Annotated in this window: 14 protein-coding genes and 1 pseudogene; 9 read left to right on the top strand and 6 right to left on the bottom strand. The window is 63.6% G+C overall.

Going from position 1 to position 13,731, the window contains the following annotated elements:
• Positions 1 to 107 precede the first annotated feature (107 nt).
• Entirely contained in the window at positions 108 to 464 is a 357-nt protein-coding gene (locus PKKP23_RS01175; RefSeq protein ID WP_017774075.1) for a YciI family protein, read from the bottom strand.
• A 272-nt stretch (positions 465 to 736) separates the two neighbouring features.
• On the opposite strand from PKKP23_RS01175, the pseudogene PKKP23_RS01180 reads away from it, so the two are divergent.
• The 3 genes and pseudogenes from PKKP23_RS01180 (at position 737) to PKKP23_RS01190 (ending at position 4,297) form a co-directional block, all read left to right on the top strand.
• A pseudogene (locus PKKP23_RS01180) lies at positions 737 to 1,716 on the top strand (aldo/keto reductase).
• A gap of 135 nt (positions 1,717 to 1,851) precedes the next feature.
• Positions 1,852 to 3,003, top strand: coding sequence for an L-threonine dehydrogenase (yiaY, locus tag PKKP23_RS01185; RefSeq protein ID WP_126875481.1), 1,152 nt, complete (start codon positions 1,852 to 1,854; stop codon positions 3,001 to 3,003).
• 196 nt (positions 3,004 to 3,199) lie between these two features.
• Positions 3,200 to 4,297 (top strand): NAD(P)/FAD-dependent oxidoreductase, encoded by a 1,098-nt coding sequence (locus PKKP23_RS01190; protein ID WP_017774078.1) that lies wholly within the window; start codon positions 3,200 to 3,202, stop codon positions 4,295 to 4,297.
• 38 nt (positions 4,298 to 4,335) lie between these two features.
• On the opposite strand, the gene pdxR is transcribed toward PKKP23_RS01190, so the two are convergent.
• Entirely contained in the window at positions 4,336 to 5,796 is a 1,461-nt protein-coding gene (gene pdxR, locus PKKP23_RS01195; protein ID WP_168724512.1) for a MocR-like pyridoxine biosynthesis transcription factor PdxR, read from the bottom strand.
• Between the two features lie 129 nt (positions 5,797 to 5,925).
• Between pdxR and PKKP23_RS01200 the strand changes: the two genes are divergently transcribed.
• Complete coding sequence (locus PKKP23_RS01200) at positions 5,926 to 6,249, top strand: hypothetical protein (RefSeq protein WP_126875482.1); 324 nt, start codon at positions 5,926 to 5,928, stop codon at positions 6,247 to 6,249.
• Between the two features lie 36 nt (positions 6,250 to 6,285).
• Complete coding sequence (locus PKKP23_RS01205; protein ID WP_017774081.1) at positions 6,286 to 6,753, top strand: GNAT family N-acetyltransferase; 468 nt, start codon at positions 6,286 to 6,288, stop codon at positions 6,751 to 6,753.
• A gap of 9 nt (positions 6,754 to 6,762) precedes the next feature.
• Here the strand turns inward: PKKP23_RS01205 and PKKP23_RS01210 are convergent, their stop codons facing one another.
• From PKKP23_RS01210 to PKKP23_RS01220, 3 genes are all read right to left on the bottom strand, one after another.
• Positions 6,763 to 7,344 carry a DUF3501 family protein gene (locus tag PKKP23_RS01210; RefSeq protein ID WP_017774082.1) on the bottom strand — a complete coding sequence of 194 codons (582 nt, stop codon included), beginning with the start codon at positions 7,342 to 7,344 and terminating at the stop codon, positions 6,763 to 6,765.
• Between the two features lie 38 nt (positions 7,345 to 7,382).
• Positions 7,383 to 8,723: a heterodisulfide reductase-related iron-sulfur binding cluster gene (locus PKKP23_RS01215; protein WP_126875483.1), complete on the bottom strand. Its 1,341-nt coding sequence runs from the start codon at positions 8,721 to 8,723 to the stop codon at positions 7,383 to 7,385.
• 154 nt (positions 8,724 to 8,877) lie between these two features.
• Positions 8,878 to 9,300: a rubrerythrin family protein gene (locus tag PKKP23_RS01220; protein WP_017774084.1), complete on the bottom strand. Its 423-nt coding sequence runs from the start codon at positions 9,298 to 9,300 to the stop codon at positions 8,878 to 8,880.
• 276 nt (positions 9,301 to 9,576) lie between these two features.
• Here PKKP23_RS01220 and PKKP23_RS01225 point away from each other — a divergent pair, with 276 nt between their 5' ends.
• Positions 9,577 to 9,936, top strand: a complete 360-nt coding sequence (locus tag PKKP23_RS01225; protein ID WP_126875484.1) for a DUF3564 domain-containing protein — start codon at positions 9,577 to 9,579, stop codon at positions 9,934 to 9,936.
• 150 nt (positions 9,937 to 10,086) lie between these two features.
• Here the strand turns inward: PKKP23_RS01225 and PKKP23_RS01230 are convergent, their stop codons facing one another.
• Complete coding sequence (locus PKKP23_RS01230) at positions 10,087 to 11,343, bottom strand: DUF1479 domain-containing protein (RefSeq protein WP_126875485.1); 1,257 nt, start codon at positions 11,341 to 11,343, stop codon at positions 10,087 to 10,089.
• A gap of 103 nt (positions 11,344 to 11,446) precedes the next feature.
• On the opposite strand from PKKP23_RS01230, the gene PKKP23_RS01235 reads away from it, so the two are divergent.
• From PKKP23_RS01235 to PKKP23_RS01245, 3 genes are all read left to right on the top strand, one after another.
• A complete protein-coding gene (locus PKKP23_RS01235; protein ID WP_126875486.1) occupies positions 11,447 to 12,421 on the top strand; it encodes a helix-turn-helix domain-containing protein in 975 nt (324 codons plus the stop codon).
• A gap of 133 nt (positions 12,422 to 12,554) precedes the next feature.
• On the top strand, positions 12,555 to 13,319 hold the full coding sequence (locus tag PKKP23_RS01240; RefSeq protein ID WP_017774089.1) for a DNA/RNA non-specific endonuclease: 765 nt from the start codon (positions 12,555 to 12,557) through the stop codon (positions 13,317 to 13,319).
• A complete protein-coding gene (locus PKKP23_RS01245; RefSeq protein WP_126875487.1) occupies positions 13,312 to 13,572 on the top strand; it encodes a hypothetical protein in 261 nt (86 codons plus the stop codon). The genes PKKP23_RS01240 and PKKP23_RS01245 overlap by 8 nt, the downstream gene beginning before the upstream one ends.
• The last annotated feature ends 159 nt before the right edge of the window (positions 13,573 to 13,731 follow it).

The following is a 13,731-nucleotide window of genomic DNA, read 5'->3' on the forward strand; positions in this document are numbered from 1 at the left end:
TGAATGGCCGGCGCTTGCCGGTACGTTTTCATTCACACGACGCACGACGCGCAGGCGAATCGACACGAAAGACGGTGACGAGACGTGTCACCAGGGTAAATACCTGGTCAGGTAAAGCAGGGACCAAGTTCGCGCACTTCCACCGTGGCCCATTGCGCGGCGGGACACTGCTGGGCGATGGCAACCGCTTCGTCGCGGCTCGCGCATTCAATGAGAAAGAAGCCGCCGATCATTTCCTTCGCTTCGGCAAACGGACCATCAACGAGACGCGGACGACCCTCGCGCACCTGCACACGCACGGCGTCGCGGTCCGAGCGCAGCGATTGCGTCATGACGAGCTGACCGCGCTCTTTCAGGTCCGCGGCGAAGTCGAGCATGCGTTGATAGAGCGCTTCGCCCTCGGGCATCGTGCGATCTTCGCGCTGCCCGCGCGGTTCGGCGATGAGTAGCATGTAGGACGCCATGAAAGCTCCAGTGGGACAACACAAACGGGTCAACGGAAACGGCAGAGAACTTCGATGGACAACGAATGGACGCAATAGAACGATGCGTGCTGAGCATACCGCAACTCGCCGCCGCGCGATGCGTCACCCAGGCCAATAACCGCCCGCCCGACAGCCTGCAGCGCTGAGCCGGCTGTTATAGGCTTGAACCCTTTACGGCGTCTTATCGCGGCACGATCGCGCTCGCCGCGCCGTTTGCCCCTGCCCTCTGCTTTCATCAAGGAGAAACAGCAATGGACTATGTCAGGCTCGGTTCCACCGGACTCGAAGTGTCACGCCTGTGTCTTGGCTGCATGACGTACGGTGTGTCCGAACGCGGCAATCACAGCTGGACGCTCGATGAAGATCGCAGCCGTCCGCTCATCCGCGAGGCCATCGAAGCCGCATCAATTTTTTCGACACGGCCAACACGTATTCGGACGGCACCTCCGAAGAGATCGTGGGCCGCGCGCTGCGCGACTTCACGAAGCGCGACGACATCGTGATCGCGACCAAGGTCTATAACCGCATGCGTCCGGGGCCTAACGGCGCGGGGCTCTCGCGCAAAGCGATCTTCAACGAGATCGACAACAGCCTGCGCCGCCTCGGCACCGACTACGTCGATCTCTATCAGATCCACCGCTGGGACTATCACACGCCTATCGAAGAGACGCTCGAAGCGCTGCACGACGTGGTGAAGGCGGGCAAGGCGCGGTATATCGGCGCGTCGTCCATGCACGCGTGGCAGTTCAGCAAGGCACTCTACACATCGCGGCTCAACGGATGGACGTCGTTCGTGAGCATGCAGGACCACCTCAACCTGCTGTATCGCGAAGAAGAGCGCGAGATGCTGCCGCTGTGCGCGGACCAGAAGATCGCCGTGCTGCCCTGGAGCCCCCTTGCGCGCGGCCGCCTCACGCGTGACTGGAACGAGACCACGGAGCGCCAGGAATCCGACGCCGTAGGGCACAAGCTCTACGACGCCACCGCCAACGCGGACCGTGCAGTCGTGGAAGCCGTGGCGCAGATTGCAAATGCGCGCGGCGTGTCGCGCGCGCAGGTGGCGCTCGCGTGGGTCGCGCAGAAGCATCCTGTGACGGCGCCGATTGTGGGTGTATCGAAGCCGCACCATTTGACCGACGCCATTGCGGCGCTCTCGCTCGCGCTCACTGAGGACGAAATCGCGAAGCTCGAAGCGCCTTACGTGCCGCATCACGTGGCGGGGTACGTTTAAACACGCGGGACGCAGCGGTATTCGAGCGGCATAACCCCTGCGTCAAATCGTCTGTCGTTTGCGATGGATCAGAAATCGCCGCGGCGAGCGGCGTAACGTCGAGGCAGGTCACCTTTATCGCCAGGGAGCGAACCGATGCCTGCCTCCACATTTTTCATTCCGTCCGTCAACATGATCGGCGCCGGCTGTCTGGAAGAAGCCGCGAAGTCGATGAAAGAGTACGGCCTGCACAAGGCCCTGATCGTCACCGACAAGGTGCTCAACGAAATCGGCGTGGTCGCCGGCGTACAGAAGCTGCTCGAAGCGCAGCAGATTCAGAGCTGCGTCTACGACGGCACGCGTCCGAACCCGAACACACGCAACGTGGCCGACGGCCTAGCGCTCTTGCGCGAACACGGTTGCAACTGCGTGATCTCGCTGGGCGGCGGCTCGCCGCACGACTGCGCCAAGGGCATTGCGCTCGTGGCGGCCAACGGCGGCGAGATCAAGGACTACGAAGGCGTAGACCGCTCCGCGCGTCCGCAATTGCCCATGGTCGCGATCAACACCACAGCCGGCACGGCTTCGGAAATGACGCGCTTTTGCATCATTACCGACGAAGTGCGCCACATCAAAATGGCGATCGTCGACAAGCACGTCACGCCGGTGCTCTCGGTCAACGATCCTCAGTTGATGACGGGCATGCCGAAGAGCCTGACCGCAGCCACCGGCATGGACGCGCTCACGCATGCCGTGGAGGCCTACGTTTCCACGGCAGCGAATCCGATCACGGATGCCTGCGCACTGAAGGCCATCACGATGATTTCCGGGTCGCTGCGCGCGGCCGTGGCGGACGGCAACAACCTGGCCGTGCGCGAGAACATGGCCTACGCGCAGTTCCTTGCGGGCATGGCATTCAACAATGCGTCGCTGGGTTACGTGCATGCCATGGCTCACCAGTTGGGCGGTTTCTATGATTTGCCGCACGGTGTCTGCAACGCAGTGCTGCTGCCGCACGTGCAGGCGTTCAACGCGCGTGTGGCGGCAGAGCGACTGCGTGACGTGGCCGCGGCAATGGGCGTCAACGTGGTGGGACTCTCGAATTACGAGGGCTCGCAGGCCTGCATTCAGGCCATCAGCAAGCTGGCCCGCGACGTCGGCATTCCGGCTGGACTGCGCGAGCTCAAGGTGAAGGAAGAAGACTTCGATACGCTCGCCACCAATGCGTTGAAAGACGCCTGCGGCCTCACGAATCCCTTGAAGGCAAGCCACGAAGATATCGTGGGCATCTTCAAGGCTGCGATGTAAGCCGCTGCGATTTAAGCCGCTGCGATGTAAGCCGCTTTGAAAGCAGGTCGCATAGCGGCCTGTCACGACACACGAAGGGCGGACTCTCCGCCCTTCGTGCTTTTTGCGCGGCGCGCTTAGCGCACTCAGTATCTCGTTCCCGCCACGTTTCAACCTGCACTGCTAGACTTGCACGGGCCTTCAGCAAGGAGCAGCCATGCAAGTCACCGTTCTCGGGGCAGGCATTACCGGCCTCACCAGCGCCTGGGCACTCTCGAAAGCCGGCCACAGCGTCACGCTCGTCGAGCAGGGATCGATTCCGAACAAGCTTGGCGCATCCGGCGATCAGCACCGCATGATCCGTCGCGCGTACGGCAGCGCCGACGGCTACGCGCGCAACATCAACGAAGCATTCGAAGCGTGGGATGCGCTCTGGAACGACCTGGGTGTCTCGCACTATGCCAGGCGCGGCGTGCTGGGCATTTCGCAGCACGTGGGCGACGACGCCGAGTTGTTCCGTGCAGGACTCGACCGCGTCGGCTTTCGCTATGAAGCGTTGAGCGCACACGAGGCCGCGAGTCTTTATCCGTTTCTCGATGCCTCCACGTTTCGCCACGCATGGCTCGACCGCGAAGGCGGCGCGCTGCTGTGCGAAGGCATCGCGCGCGATCTCTCTGCGTGGCTCGTGAAGCGCGGTGTGGAAATTCGCACGCAGACGCGTGCGCTTTCCGTCGATCCGGCCAGTGCTTCCGTCCAGCTCGACGACGGCAGCACGCTCAAGGCAGACCGCCTCGTCGTGGCTGCCGGCGGATGGGTCACGCGGCTCTTCCCCTCGCTTGTCCGCACGTTGACGACGTGGCGCAACGTCGTGGTCTACGTGCAGCCGCCCGCCGACCTGGAGCCCGCATGGCGCGAGGCGCCGGCCATTGTGGACATTGGCGGCGCCTCGAGCGGCTACGTGCTGCCGCCGGTGGGCACGCTGGGGCTCAAATTCGGAGCGAGTTCGCACAAGACCGTGAATCCCGATGCCGACACGAATCGCGAGCCGTTGCCTGACGAAGGCCAGGCGGTGCGCAGCCTTTTTTCACCACCGCTTGCGCGCATCGACGAATACGCGATCACGAACGTGCGCACCTGCGTCTACACGTTCACCGCGGACACGCGCTTCTTCGCGGAGCAGATTGGCCGCGCGCTCGTGGTATCCGCGTGCTCGGGCCACGCGTACAAATTCGGCGCGGCCATTGGAAAGCGCGTGGCCCGTGCAGTAGGCAGCGGCGACACCGCTTCGCTGCTGCGCTGGCTGCGCGCCGAATAGCGCGTCTCGCAGACGGGGCGCGGCGTCGCGCCTCGAGCTCACATCAAACGGCGAATGATGTCGGCGAGTCGGGCAACGAGCGCATCCGCGTGCTGCGGCGCGATCTCCGCGTAGCCGAGCAAAAAGCCGTTGTAGCGGGCAGCATCCTCCGCGCGAAGGCAAAAGATGCTGAGCGGCGAAACAAGCAGCCCCTGCTCGCGTGCGGCGTCGCTCACGGCAACGTCGTTCACGGGCGCATCCAGTCGCACGCTCAGGTGCATGCCGCCCGCATCCGCGGACACCGTCACGAGCCCGGCCATATGCCGGCCCATCGCCTCGACCAGCGCCGCGCGCCGTTGCTGATAGACGCGCCGCATGCGCCGCAAATGCCGCGCATACCGGCCGCTTTCGATGAAATCCGCCAGCGCGAGCTGATCCGCCACGCGCCCTTGGCGCGCGAGCGAGCCAAGCGCCACGGCCGTGTCCGCGGCAAGCCATGGCGGCACCACCATGAAGGCGATGCGCAGCGCGGGAAACATGGTTTTGCTGAACGTGCCCAGATAGACCACGGGCGCGTCGGCAACCAGGCCTTGAATAGACGGTAACGGCGGGCCGCTGTGGCGTAACTCGCTGTCGTAGTCGTCCTCGATGATCCAGGCGCTGTTTGCACGCGCTTGCTCGATGAGCGCGCTGCGCCGTTCAAGGCTCAACACGCTACCCAGCGGATATTGATGCGACGGCGTCAAATAGACGAGACGCGGCGGCGTGCGCTGCCAGTCGTCGGGCGTGCTGGCCATGCCGGCTGCGTCCACGGGTATGGGCACGAGTTCGAGCCCGGCCGAGAGAAACGCGACGCGCGCGCCGTTGTAGCCGGGGTTCTCAATCCATACGCTGTCGCCCACATCGGCCAGCATGCGGGCGCAGAGATCGAGACTGGTCTGCGTGCCGTCTGTCACGAACACCTGTTCGGCTGTGCAGCGCACGCCCCGCGAAACGCGCACGTACTGCGCAATGGCACGGCGCAGCGCCGGGTGGCCGGCGCTGTCGCCGTAGCCCAGATCGCGTGCGTCGGTGTAGCGCCATGCGCGCTCCAGCGCGACGCGCCACTGCGCGAGCGGAAATTCGTCGAGCGCCGGTACCCCGAGCCGAAAGCCGCTGCTCGCCCCACGGGCGCTACGTCTTGGCGGCAAGGCCAGCACGCGCCGCGATAGCCCCGCGCCCTTTACGTCGTTACGGTCGGCCGGCAGCACAGGGTTGGCCGCGCCCACGCGATTCACCCACGAGCCATGACGGCTCGCCGTAATGAAACCCTCTTCGTTGAGCCGCTCGTAGGCGTACAGCACCGAGTTGCGCGCAATGCCGAGCTGCTCCGCGAGTGCGCGCGTGGACACGAGCTGCGTGCCGCGCCCGATGTCGCCATCCAGAATCGCCTTGCGCAGGCTTTCATACAGCAGGTCTTGCTGCGTGAGCTTGCGGCCCGCCTGCCGCGCGAAGTTCGACATCAACAAAGCGTAGTCCACGCCTGTGGCTCCAGATTTTTCCGTCCATGTGGGACTAACAATGGTGCCACGATTTTTTTAAGCTGAGTCAGGTCGATGGCGCTTCTTCTTTTTTCGCTGCGACGCGTTCAACCCGGCGAGGCACAGTGCATGGCAACTCATCGCGAGACATACGCCCAGAGCGCTGGGCGCACACGGAAGCCCACCCCTTTGCGGCGCGGCGAGCGGCAGACGCGCCCGCGTGGCCTCGCGATGCTCACGGTGAGCGCCGCTATCGCCGCGACAGCAGCGACGGGCTACTACGCTGTGAAGCCTGTCGAAACGGCGCAAGCGAACTTCGCGGCCTGCGTGAGCGACGTCGAACACGAGCAACAGCAGGCTGACGCAACCGTTCGGAAGAAAGAAAGGACGACAGACAACGCGAGCAGCGAACAAAGACTCGCCGCCCTCGCGCAATGCACGGCCGCGCAGTGACACCCGACCCACACACAACGAACCCTTCCAGGAGAGATGATCTTGACTGAAGCCCTCACCGTCCGCCCCGTCGTCCCGCAAGACTTCGAAGCGTGGTTGCCGCTCTGGGACGGCTACAACCGCTTTTACGGACGCCACGGCAAGACCGCGCTTTCCAGCGAAATTACGCGCGCAACGTGGCTGCGCTTCTTCGATGGCTACGAGCCCATGCATGCATTCGTGGCGGAGCGCGACGGCCGCCTGCTCGGCCTCGTCCATTACCTCTTCCACCGCAGCACGACGATGCTGGGTCCGGTCTGCTACTTGCAGGATCTGTTCACGCTGGAAAGCGAGCGCGGCAAGGGCGTAGGCCGCGCGCTGATTCTCGCGGTGTACGACGCTGCGAAAGCAGGCGGCTCAGCACGCGTGTACTGGCACACGCACGAAACGAACCACACGGCCATGCGCCTCTACGACAGCGTCGCCGAGAAGCCCGGCTTCGTCATGTACCGCAAAGACCTCTAACGCGAGCGCTCAGGCAAGGTCGGCCAGAAGCGAGTCGCGCACCGGAGGTCCGATGGTCTGCGTGGGCACGCGGTAGTTCGAATGATCGCAGCCGATCTTGAGCGGCGCGCCGGCCTTGAGGCGTGCCTTCAACGCCTCGCTCAATTCGAAGCGCACGAAATGCACCGCCGACGTTTTCTCGGCGTTCTCGCGTTCCAGGTCTTCGTCTGCGATCGCGTAGACGGGCGGCTCGTCGCCCACCTGAAGAAACACGTGGTCTTCCACGCCGATCAGCCGCGCCAACGCAGCGCGGCGTTCTATCTCGTTCTCGTACTCGATCTGCAAGGTCGCCTTGAGATTGCTGCCATCCGGCACAAGCGGAACGTAGGCATCGAGTTCGCCTTGAATGCCGTCCTCATCGAAAATCTTCTCGATGTGCAGCATTTCCTGAATCTGGTAGCGAATGGTGAACTCGTCTTCGAACAGGAACGTGAGGTGATTACCCAGCGTGACAGTGCGGCGCTTCTTGTGCTCGATCACATCGCCGCGCATGGCGTGGCGCACCTTGGCGTAGGCCTCCAGCGTCAGGAGCGACTCTCTTGCAATAGTCATCGAATGCCCTCTGTGTCGAACGTGAATGGTGAGCGCGCTCAGATTCCGTACGCCCGACGCAGCAGCGTGAGCGGATGCGCAAGCTGCGCCTTGTCCGGCAGCCTGTTTTCCTCGATACCCTGCGCGATGTGATGCCCGGCGAGCGCGCAGTCGGACGCAATGTAGTCGGTCTCGGGCTGCGCCATCGCCTTGAAGACAGGCGTGCCGATCTTCATGGACATCGCGTGAAACTCCTTCTTCACGCCGAACGTGCCCGCATGCCCCGAGCAGCGCTCCACGACGTCTACCTTCGTATCGGGCACGAGCGCGAGCATGTCGAAGGTCTTGCGGCCGATGTTCTGCACGCGGCCATGGCACGGCACGTGATACGAGACCTTGCCGAGCGGCGTCTTGAAGTCGGTCTTGAGCAGCCCGTCGCGATGGCGTGAGACGAAGTACTCGAACGGGTCCCAGAACGCTTCGCTTACAGCGAGCACGTCTTCTTCGCCGGGGAACATCAGCGGCAACTCGTGCTTGTACATGAGCACGCAGCTCGGAATGGCGCCCATCAGCGCATAGCCTTGGCGCGCGTATTTCGCGAGCACCGGCATGTTCTTGTCCTTCTTCGCGGCCACGCCTTCCAGGTTGCCTTGTTCGAGCAACGGCATGCCGCAGCATGCTTCGCTGGATACCAGCACGTACGGAATCTCGTTGTGATCGAGCACGGCGAGCAGATCGTGGCCAATGCCCGGCTCGTTGAAATTGACGTAGCAGGTCGCGTAGATGGCCACCTTGCCCGGCGTGCGTTCGCCGTCCTGCACGCGCGTCGCCGTGGCGGGGCGTGCGGCGCTGCGGAACTTGCGCGGCGCGAAGTCGGGCAGCCAGGCTTTGCGATCCACGCCCAGCGCCTCTTCCATGACACCGCGCGCAGCCGGCGTGTGGTTCACCGCGTTCACGGCTTGCGTCACGATGGGAATGCCGGCGAAGTGCCCGAGTGCATCGGTGTTCGAGAGCACCTTATCGCGCAGCTTCACTTCACCGCGCCGGTACGCAATGGCCTTGGCGCGCAGCATCAGGTGCGGAAAATCCACGTTCCATTGATGCGGCGGCACGTAGGGGCACTTCGTCATGTAGCAGAGGTCGCACAGGTAGCACTGGTCGACCACGCTGCCGAACGATTTCGGATCGACATCGTGTGCCTCGCCTGCGTCTGTGGCGTCCACCAGATCGAACAGCGTCGGAAAGGCGCCGCACAGCGATACGCAGCGGCGGCACCCGGCGCATATGTCGAATACGCGCGCCAGTTCCTTGTCGAGCAGCGCCTCGTCGTAGAACGCCTCGTTTCGCCAGTCGAGCGGATGACGCGTCGGCGCTTCAAGGCTGCCTTCCTTGTGGGGCATGACGTCTCCTGTTCTAGTTATGGAGGCTCGTGTTTTCGTGCGCCGCCTCGCGTGCATTCAGCGCGCGCAACAGCGCCTCGTCCGCTCGCAAAGAGCACGGACGAGGCGCGGCAGCAGTCGTTCTGCCGTGCAATATGCGCGACGCCTTGCGGTCTCAGTCCGCGAGCGCTTCGAGCGCCTTCGCGTAGCGGTTGGCGTGACTGCGTTCGGCCTTCGCGAGCGTTTCGAACCAGTTCGCGATTTCGTCGAAGCCTTCTTCGCGCGCGGTCTTCGCCATGCCAGGATACATGTCGGTGTATTCGTGCGTTTCGCCCGCAATGGCGGACTGCAGGTTCAGCCGCGACGAGCCGAAGGGCAGCCCCGTCGCCGGGTCGCCCACCGCTTCCAGATATTCGAGATGGCCGTGCGCGTGGCCGGTTTCGCCCTCCGCCGTGGACCGGAACAGCGCGGCCACGTCGTTCTGGCCTTCAACGTCGGCCTTCGCTGCGAAATACAGGTAGCGGCGGTTCGCCTGCGATTCTCCGGCAAACGCCTGCTTCAGGTTGTCCTCCGTCTTCGAGCCCTTGAGCTGTGCCATCTGTGCCTCCTTCCAGTCTGTATTGGGGGACGGCGCGCGGCTCGCCACGAACAGGCGCTTTTGCGCACCGTGCCTTTTAATCTAGAAGTTGCGCCTCGCGTTCCCAATTGTGTTTTTCAATCCCGCCGATAGCTGGAACACCATTTGCACGCTCACGTCGCTCAGTCGTGTGTGCTGTAGCGCAGCAACAAGCGCCGTCGCGGCAGCCTTGAATAACGCTTTCGCTGTCATAGACTGGTAAGTCTCACTGCCTTTCCTCCCTCGCACGGAACTGCCATGCGCCTGACCATTCTGATCAACGGTTCCGATCCGACCGTTAATCACGACTACGCTGTGCTATGGCTCGACACCGACGAGCACCGGTGGTCGCGAGAATCACATCAAGGGATCGATCTTCCCGAATGGGGCGAGTTGCGTGACGCCGGCGACGTCACTGCGCTGTGCGCCCCGAGCGTTGCAGAACCGCTGTGCACGCTGCGCGGGCTGCACGTGGACCGCAAGCAACGCATCAGCGCCACACAGGGCGACGCCGCGTGGTCGTCGGCCGGCGCGCGTGCGCAGATGACAGGCTACTGGCGGTTGCAAGCGGTAGACCGGCAGCACGTGCTGGCCGAACACCGCATCTTTGGCGATTAGTCTTCCTCTTGCGGTTGCCCTCCCGTTTTTTTGCGACGCCTGCGCGTCGGGGAAAACGCGTACCTTAAGCGCTTCTTAAGTCTGGCCGCTTAGAGTGGCGCCGTAGTCCACGCATTCAGGCCGCCGCAAGGCGGCCCTTTTTTTGCGCTGTCACTCCACGCCCATTTGCGCCTTGCCCAGCGTCGAGAGGTCGTCCAGCGTCGCGCGTCCCACGAAGTCGGTTTCGAAATGGTCGGCCGGAAAGTCGGGCGGGCTCTCGCCCTTCATGAACGCCGGCAACTGGCGCTTCAGGTACGCGTCGTTCTTCGCGCAGGCCGGCGCGGACGCAATGTACATGACGTTGCTGTAGCCCTTGCCGCGATGTGCGTCTTCCACGGCATGCACCACGTCGCTGTGCCAGAACACGGTGTCGCCCGGTCGCATGAGCGGGATGGACGACAGCGCCCGGAACAGCGGCGCGTGCCATTGGGGCTTGATCGAGAGCGCGCGGCCCGGCATTGCACCGCACAAATCGTCGTCGGCTACGTCGTCCTGAAGTGCGCGCGACAAGATGTAGACCATCGCGTTTGCGATAGGTACCAGTTGCAGCGTGCCGTCGCCTGGACCCTGCTGCGTGAGCGCGGTCCAGCCCTGAAAGGTGCGGAACATCGAGCACACTGCAGGCGACGGCACTTCGCGTACCTCCGTGCGATACGCGCCATCGAAGGGGTCGTAACGGCGCCAGTTTCCATCGAAGACGTGCCGATAGACCTTGCGAAAATTACTCTCGATCCAGCGCTCGACAGACCCGCCATCGCAATGCGCCGAAAGCCCCAGCGATTCCGAGCCCGGCGGCCGGCGCCGCAGCCGGTCGGCATAAACGGGAACGCGTTCGGGATCGAAATGCACGCGCCCTTCGCTTTGCGCGCGCCATAGCCGGTTCAGGAACACGCGCGCCGTGGTGAGCGCCGGCGACTGCCGCGCCATGACCTGCGGCTTCGACCAATAGACGCCGTAAATCTGCGGCTTGCTCGACGCGAGGTTGCCGAAATAGCGGTCTTCGGCTCGATGCTGCAGGCGCTCGTCCAGACGGTTGCGCTCCACGTACCGCGCGATCTCGTCGTCCCACTGCTCGACGAGCCTGGCGTCGAACACGCCTCGAATCACGCACGCGCCGCGCGACTTCACGCGCGCAGTCTGCTCGTCGCGCACGCGGCCCGCGGCAATGTCCGCGAAATCGATCTCCGGAATCACGGCCTCGCCGGCTGCACGTTGGACCTCGATTGCATTCGCCTCGCGGATCATTTCCGCCTCAACCTCGGCGAACACCTCGCGGTAGTTCGGCAGGGCCGCCTTCAATTCGCGTTTGGCTTCGCGGATGGCGGCCGGCAGGTCGTCGATGCTCAGGGGCGTCGTCACGGACGTCATGGTTGTCTCCTTCATGAATCTCGTTGAGATGGGTGCGACGAGCATAGGCGCCGCACGGCGCGGGCGGTGATACGATCCGGCCAATGACTTTGCGGATTCAGACATGAAACCGGCCTACGAACGCGTGGATTTCGGCGAGCATTGTTCGATTCGGGTCTATCACCGGCGCCTGCCGAAGATTCCCTTCGAATGGCACCACCATCCCGAGTACGAGCTGACGCTCACGATGAACAGCCGCGGCAAGCGCTACATCGGCGACAGCGTGAGCGAATACGGCGCAGACGACCTCGTGCTCGTGCCGCCGGATCTGCCGCATACGTGGGCGTCGAATCGGTCCATCGATGCCTCGCTGCCGCAGGTCGCCATCGTGATCTGGTTCGACGGCGACTGGGCGCGGCGCATGGCCGACTGCTGCCGCGAATACGAGCCGCTGCGTCGCCTGCTGCGTCGCTCGGCAAGCGGCCTCGCCTTCGCGAGCAACGCTGCCGCCGCCATGCGTGAACGCCTCGATGCGCTGCTTTCGACTGATGCGCGCACACGCCTCGCCGCTACGCTCGACGTGCTCTGTCTGCTTGCGGATGCCGATGGCGAGCCGCTCGCGTCACCGCATGCGTTTGCGTCGTCGCAAGCGTCCGGTCGAGCAGGCATGCCGAGCGGCCACGAGCCCGAACGCATTAATCGTGTGCTCGCATTGATCGACGCAAGATTCGCCGAGCCGTTGCGGCTCGGCGAATTGAGCGCGGCGGCCAGCCTCTCGGAGCGGTCGCTTAACCGCTGGTTCGTGCAGCACCTGGGCGAGAGCGTGGGCCGCTACGTCACGCGCGTGCGAATCGGACACGCAGCCCGCATGCTCGCCGACACGTCGCTGCCCGTTTCGGTCATTGCGTTGCGCTCAGGCTTTCCCAACGTCTCTCACTTCAACCGCCAGTTCAAATCGATGAAGGGCACCACGCCCGCCTCGTGGCGAAGTCAGTTTGCGAGCGGCAAAACAGCGGCTGCAGCGACAGTCGATCTCACCGAACGCTCGCCGTCATTGCAACGGCGCAAGTCGCGATCAAGCGCAACGAAGCGCGCCTGAACAGCGATGCGCGGGCGTGTCGAAGAGCCCTTCCAGCGCCTCGCCGCATGCAAACGAAACAGACCGTTTCAGCGCGCTGCGCAGCCAATGATCGCCGTTATACTTGCGGCCCCGTTCATCGATACTGCCACTCATGAAGAAGCTGCTCGCCTGCCTGCTGCTCTCCATTGCGGCTCACGCCGCTGCCTCGCCCTCCGCTTCGTCCTCACCCTGCACGCAGTTCGTTCCCGAAGGTCAGTTCCCGCGGCTCACCAATCCGAAGATGGAGCCAAGAACACGGCTCTTGTGCTACTCGGATTTCGTCGTGCTGCACTCCGGTATCACGCACGGGCCGCTCTGGTCCGCAGAACATCTCACGCGCGAGCACATTGCCGACGCGCAGGACATGACGCGCACCAACCGCTTCTTCGAAGACGACCGCCTGCCTGCCGGCGAAGGCGCCACGCTTGCCGACTATAAGCGCAGCGGCTTCGACCGCGGTCACATGAGCCCCGCCGGCAACCGCTGGAATCCGCAGGCAATGGCAGAATCGTTCTCGCTCGCCAACATCGTGCCGCAGAACCGGCAGAACAACGAACGGCTGTGGGCGCGCATCGAATCGACGGTGCGCAAGCTCGCGAGCCGCTATGGCGAAGCGTACGTGGTCACAGGTCCGCTCTTCACGGGCGCGCAGTTGCAGACTATTGGCCCGTCGCGCGTCTTCGTACCCACCGAGTTGTTCAAGGTGGTGTACCTGCCGTCGCGCGACATGGCCTTCGCCATCGTGACGCAGAACGTGGCAACGAACCGCTACGAGATTCGCTCCGTACACGATATTGAAGCGGCGAGCGGCATCCGGTTTCCTGGCATTCCGGAGAATCTGAAGGACCAACGTCCGGGAGGACTCAAAGGTGTTTAAGGCATACGCAAACGACGACGACGTGCTCAACGTTCAAGGCGACGCACTCACGGTAGAGAACGGCACGACGCGCGTCGTCGTGTCGGGCACGCTGGAAATTACGCGTGACAAGCGCGGCCTCAAAGCAGCGCTCGCATTGAAACAGGCGCTCGATAGCGTGGTGGAGACACTGCAGGCGCAATCGGACTTGCCGGAAAAGATCGGCGACGAGCCCGATGCGAAACCGGGCGTGGTCAACAACCCGTTCAAATAGGCAGGATCCCTGTTTATTGCTGGAGCCGTGCGCTTTCGCTACGAAACGAATGCTTGCCTCGCTTACGTTTTGTCACTGCATGAGGGTCAACTCGCGTGTCCACGCTTGCGTTGAATGGGCAGCGCTGACCTTTTTCAGCTGCCAACAAAAGGAGTCAAG

Origin of the sequence: Paraburkholderia kururiensis JCM 10599 = LMG 19447 (assembly GCF_003986935.1) — a bacterium.
GTDB classification, from domain to species: Bacteria; Pseudomonadota; Gammaproteobacteria; order Burkholderiales; family Burkholderiaceae; genus Paraburkholderia; species Paraburkholderia kururiensis.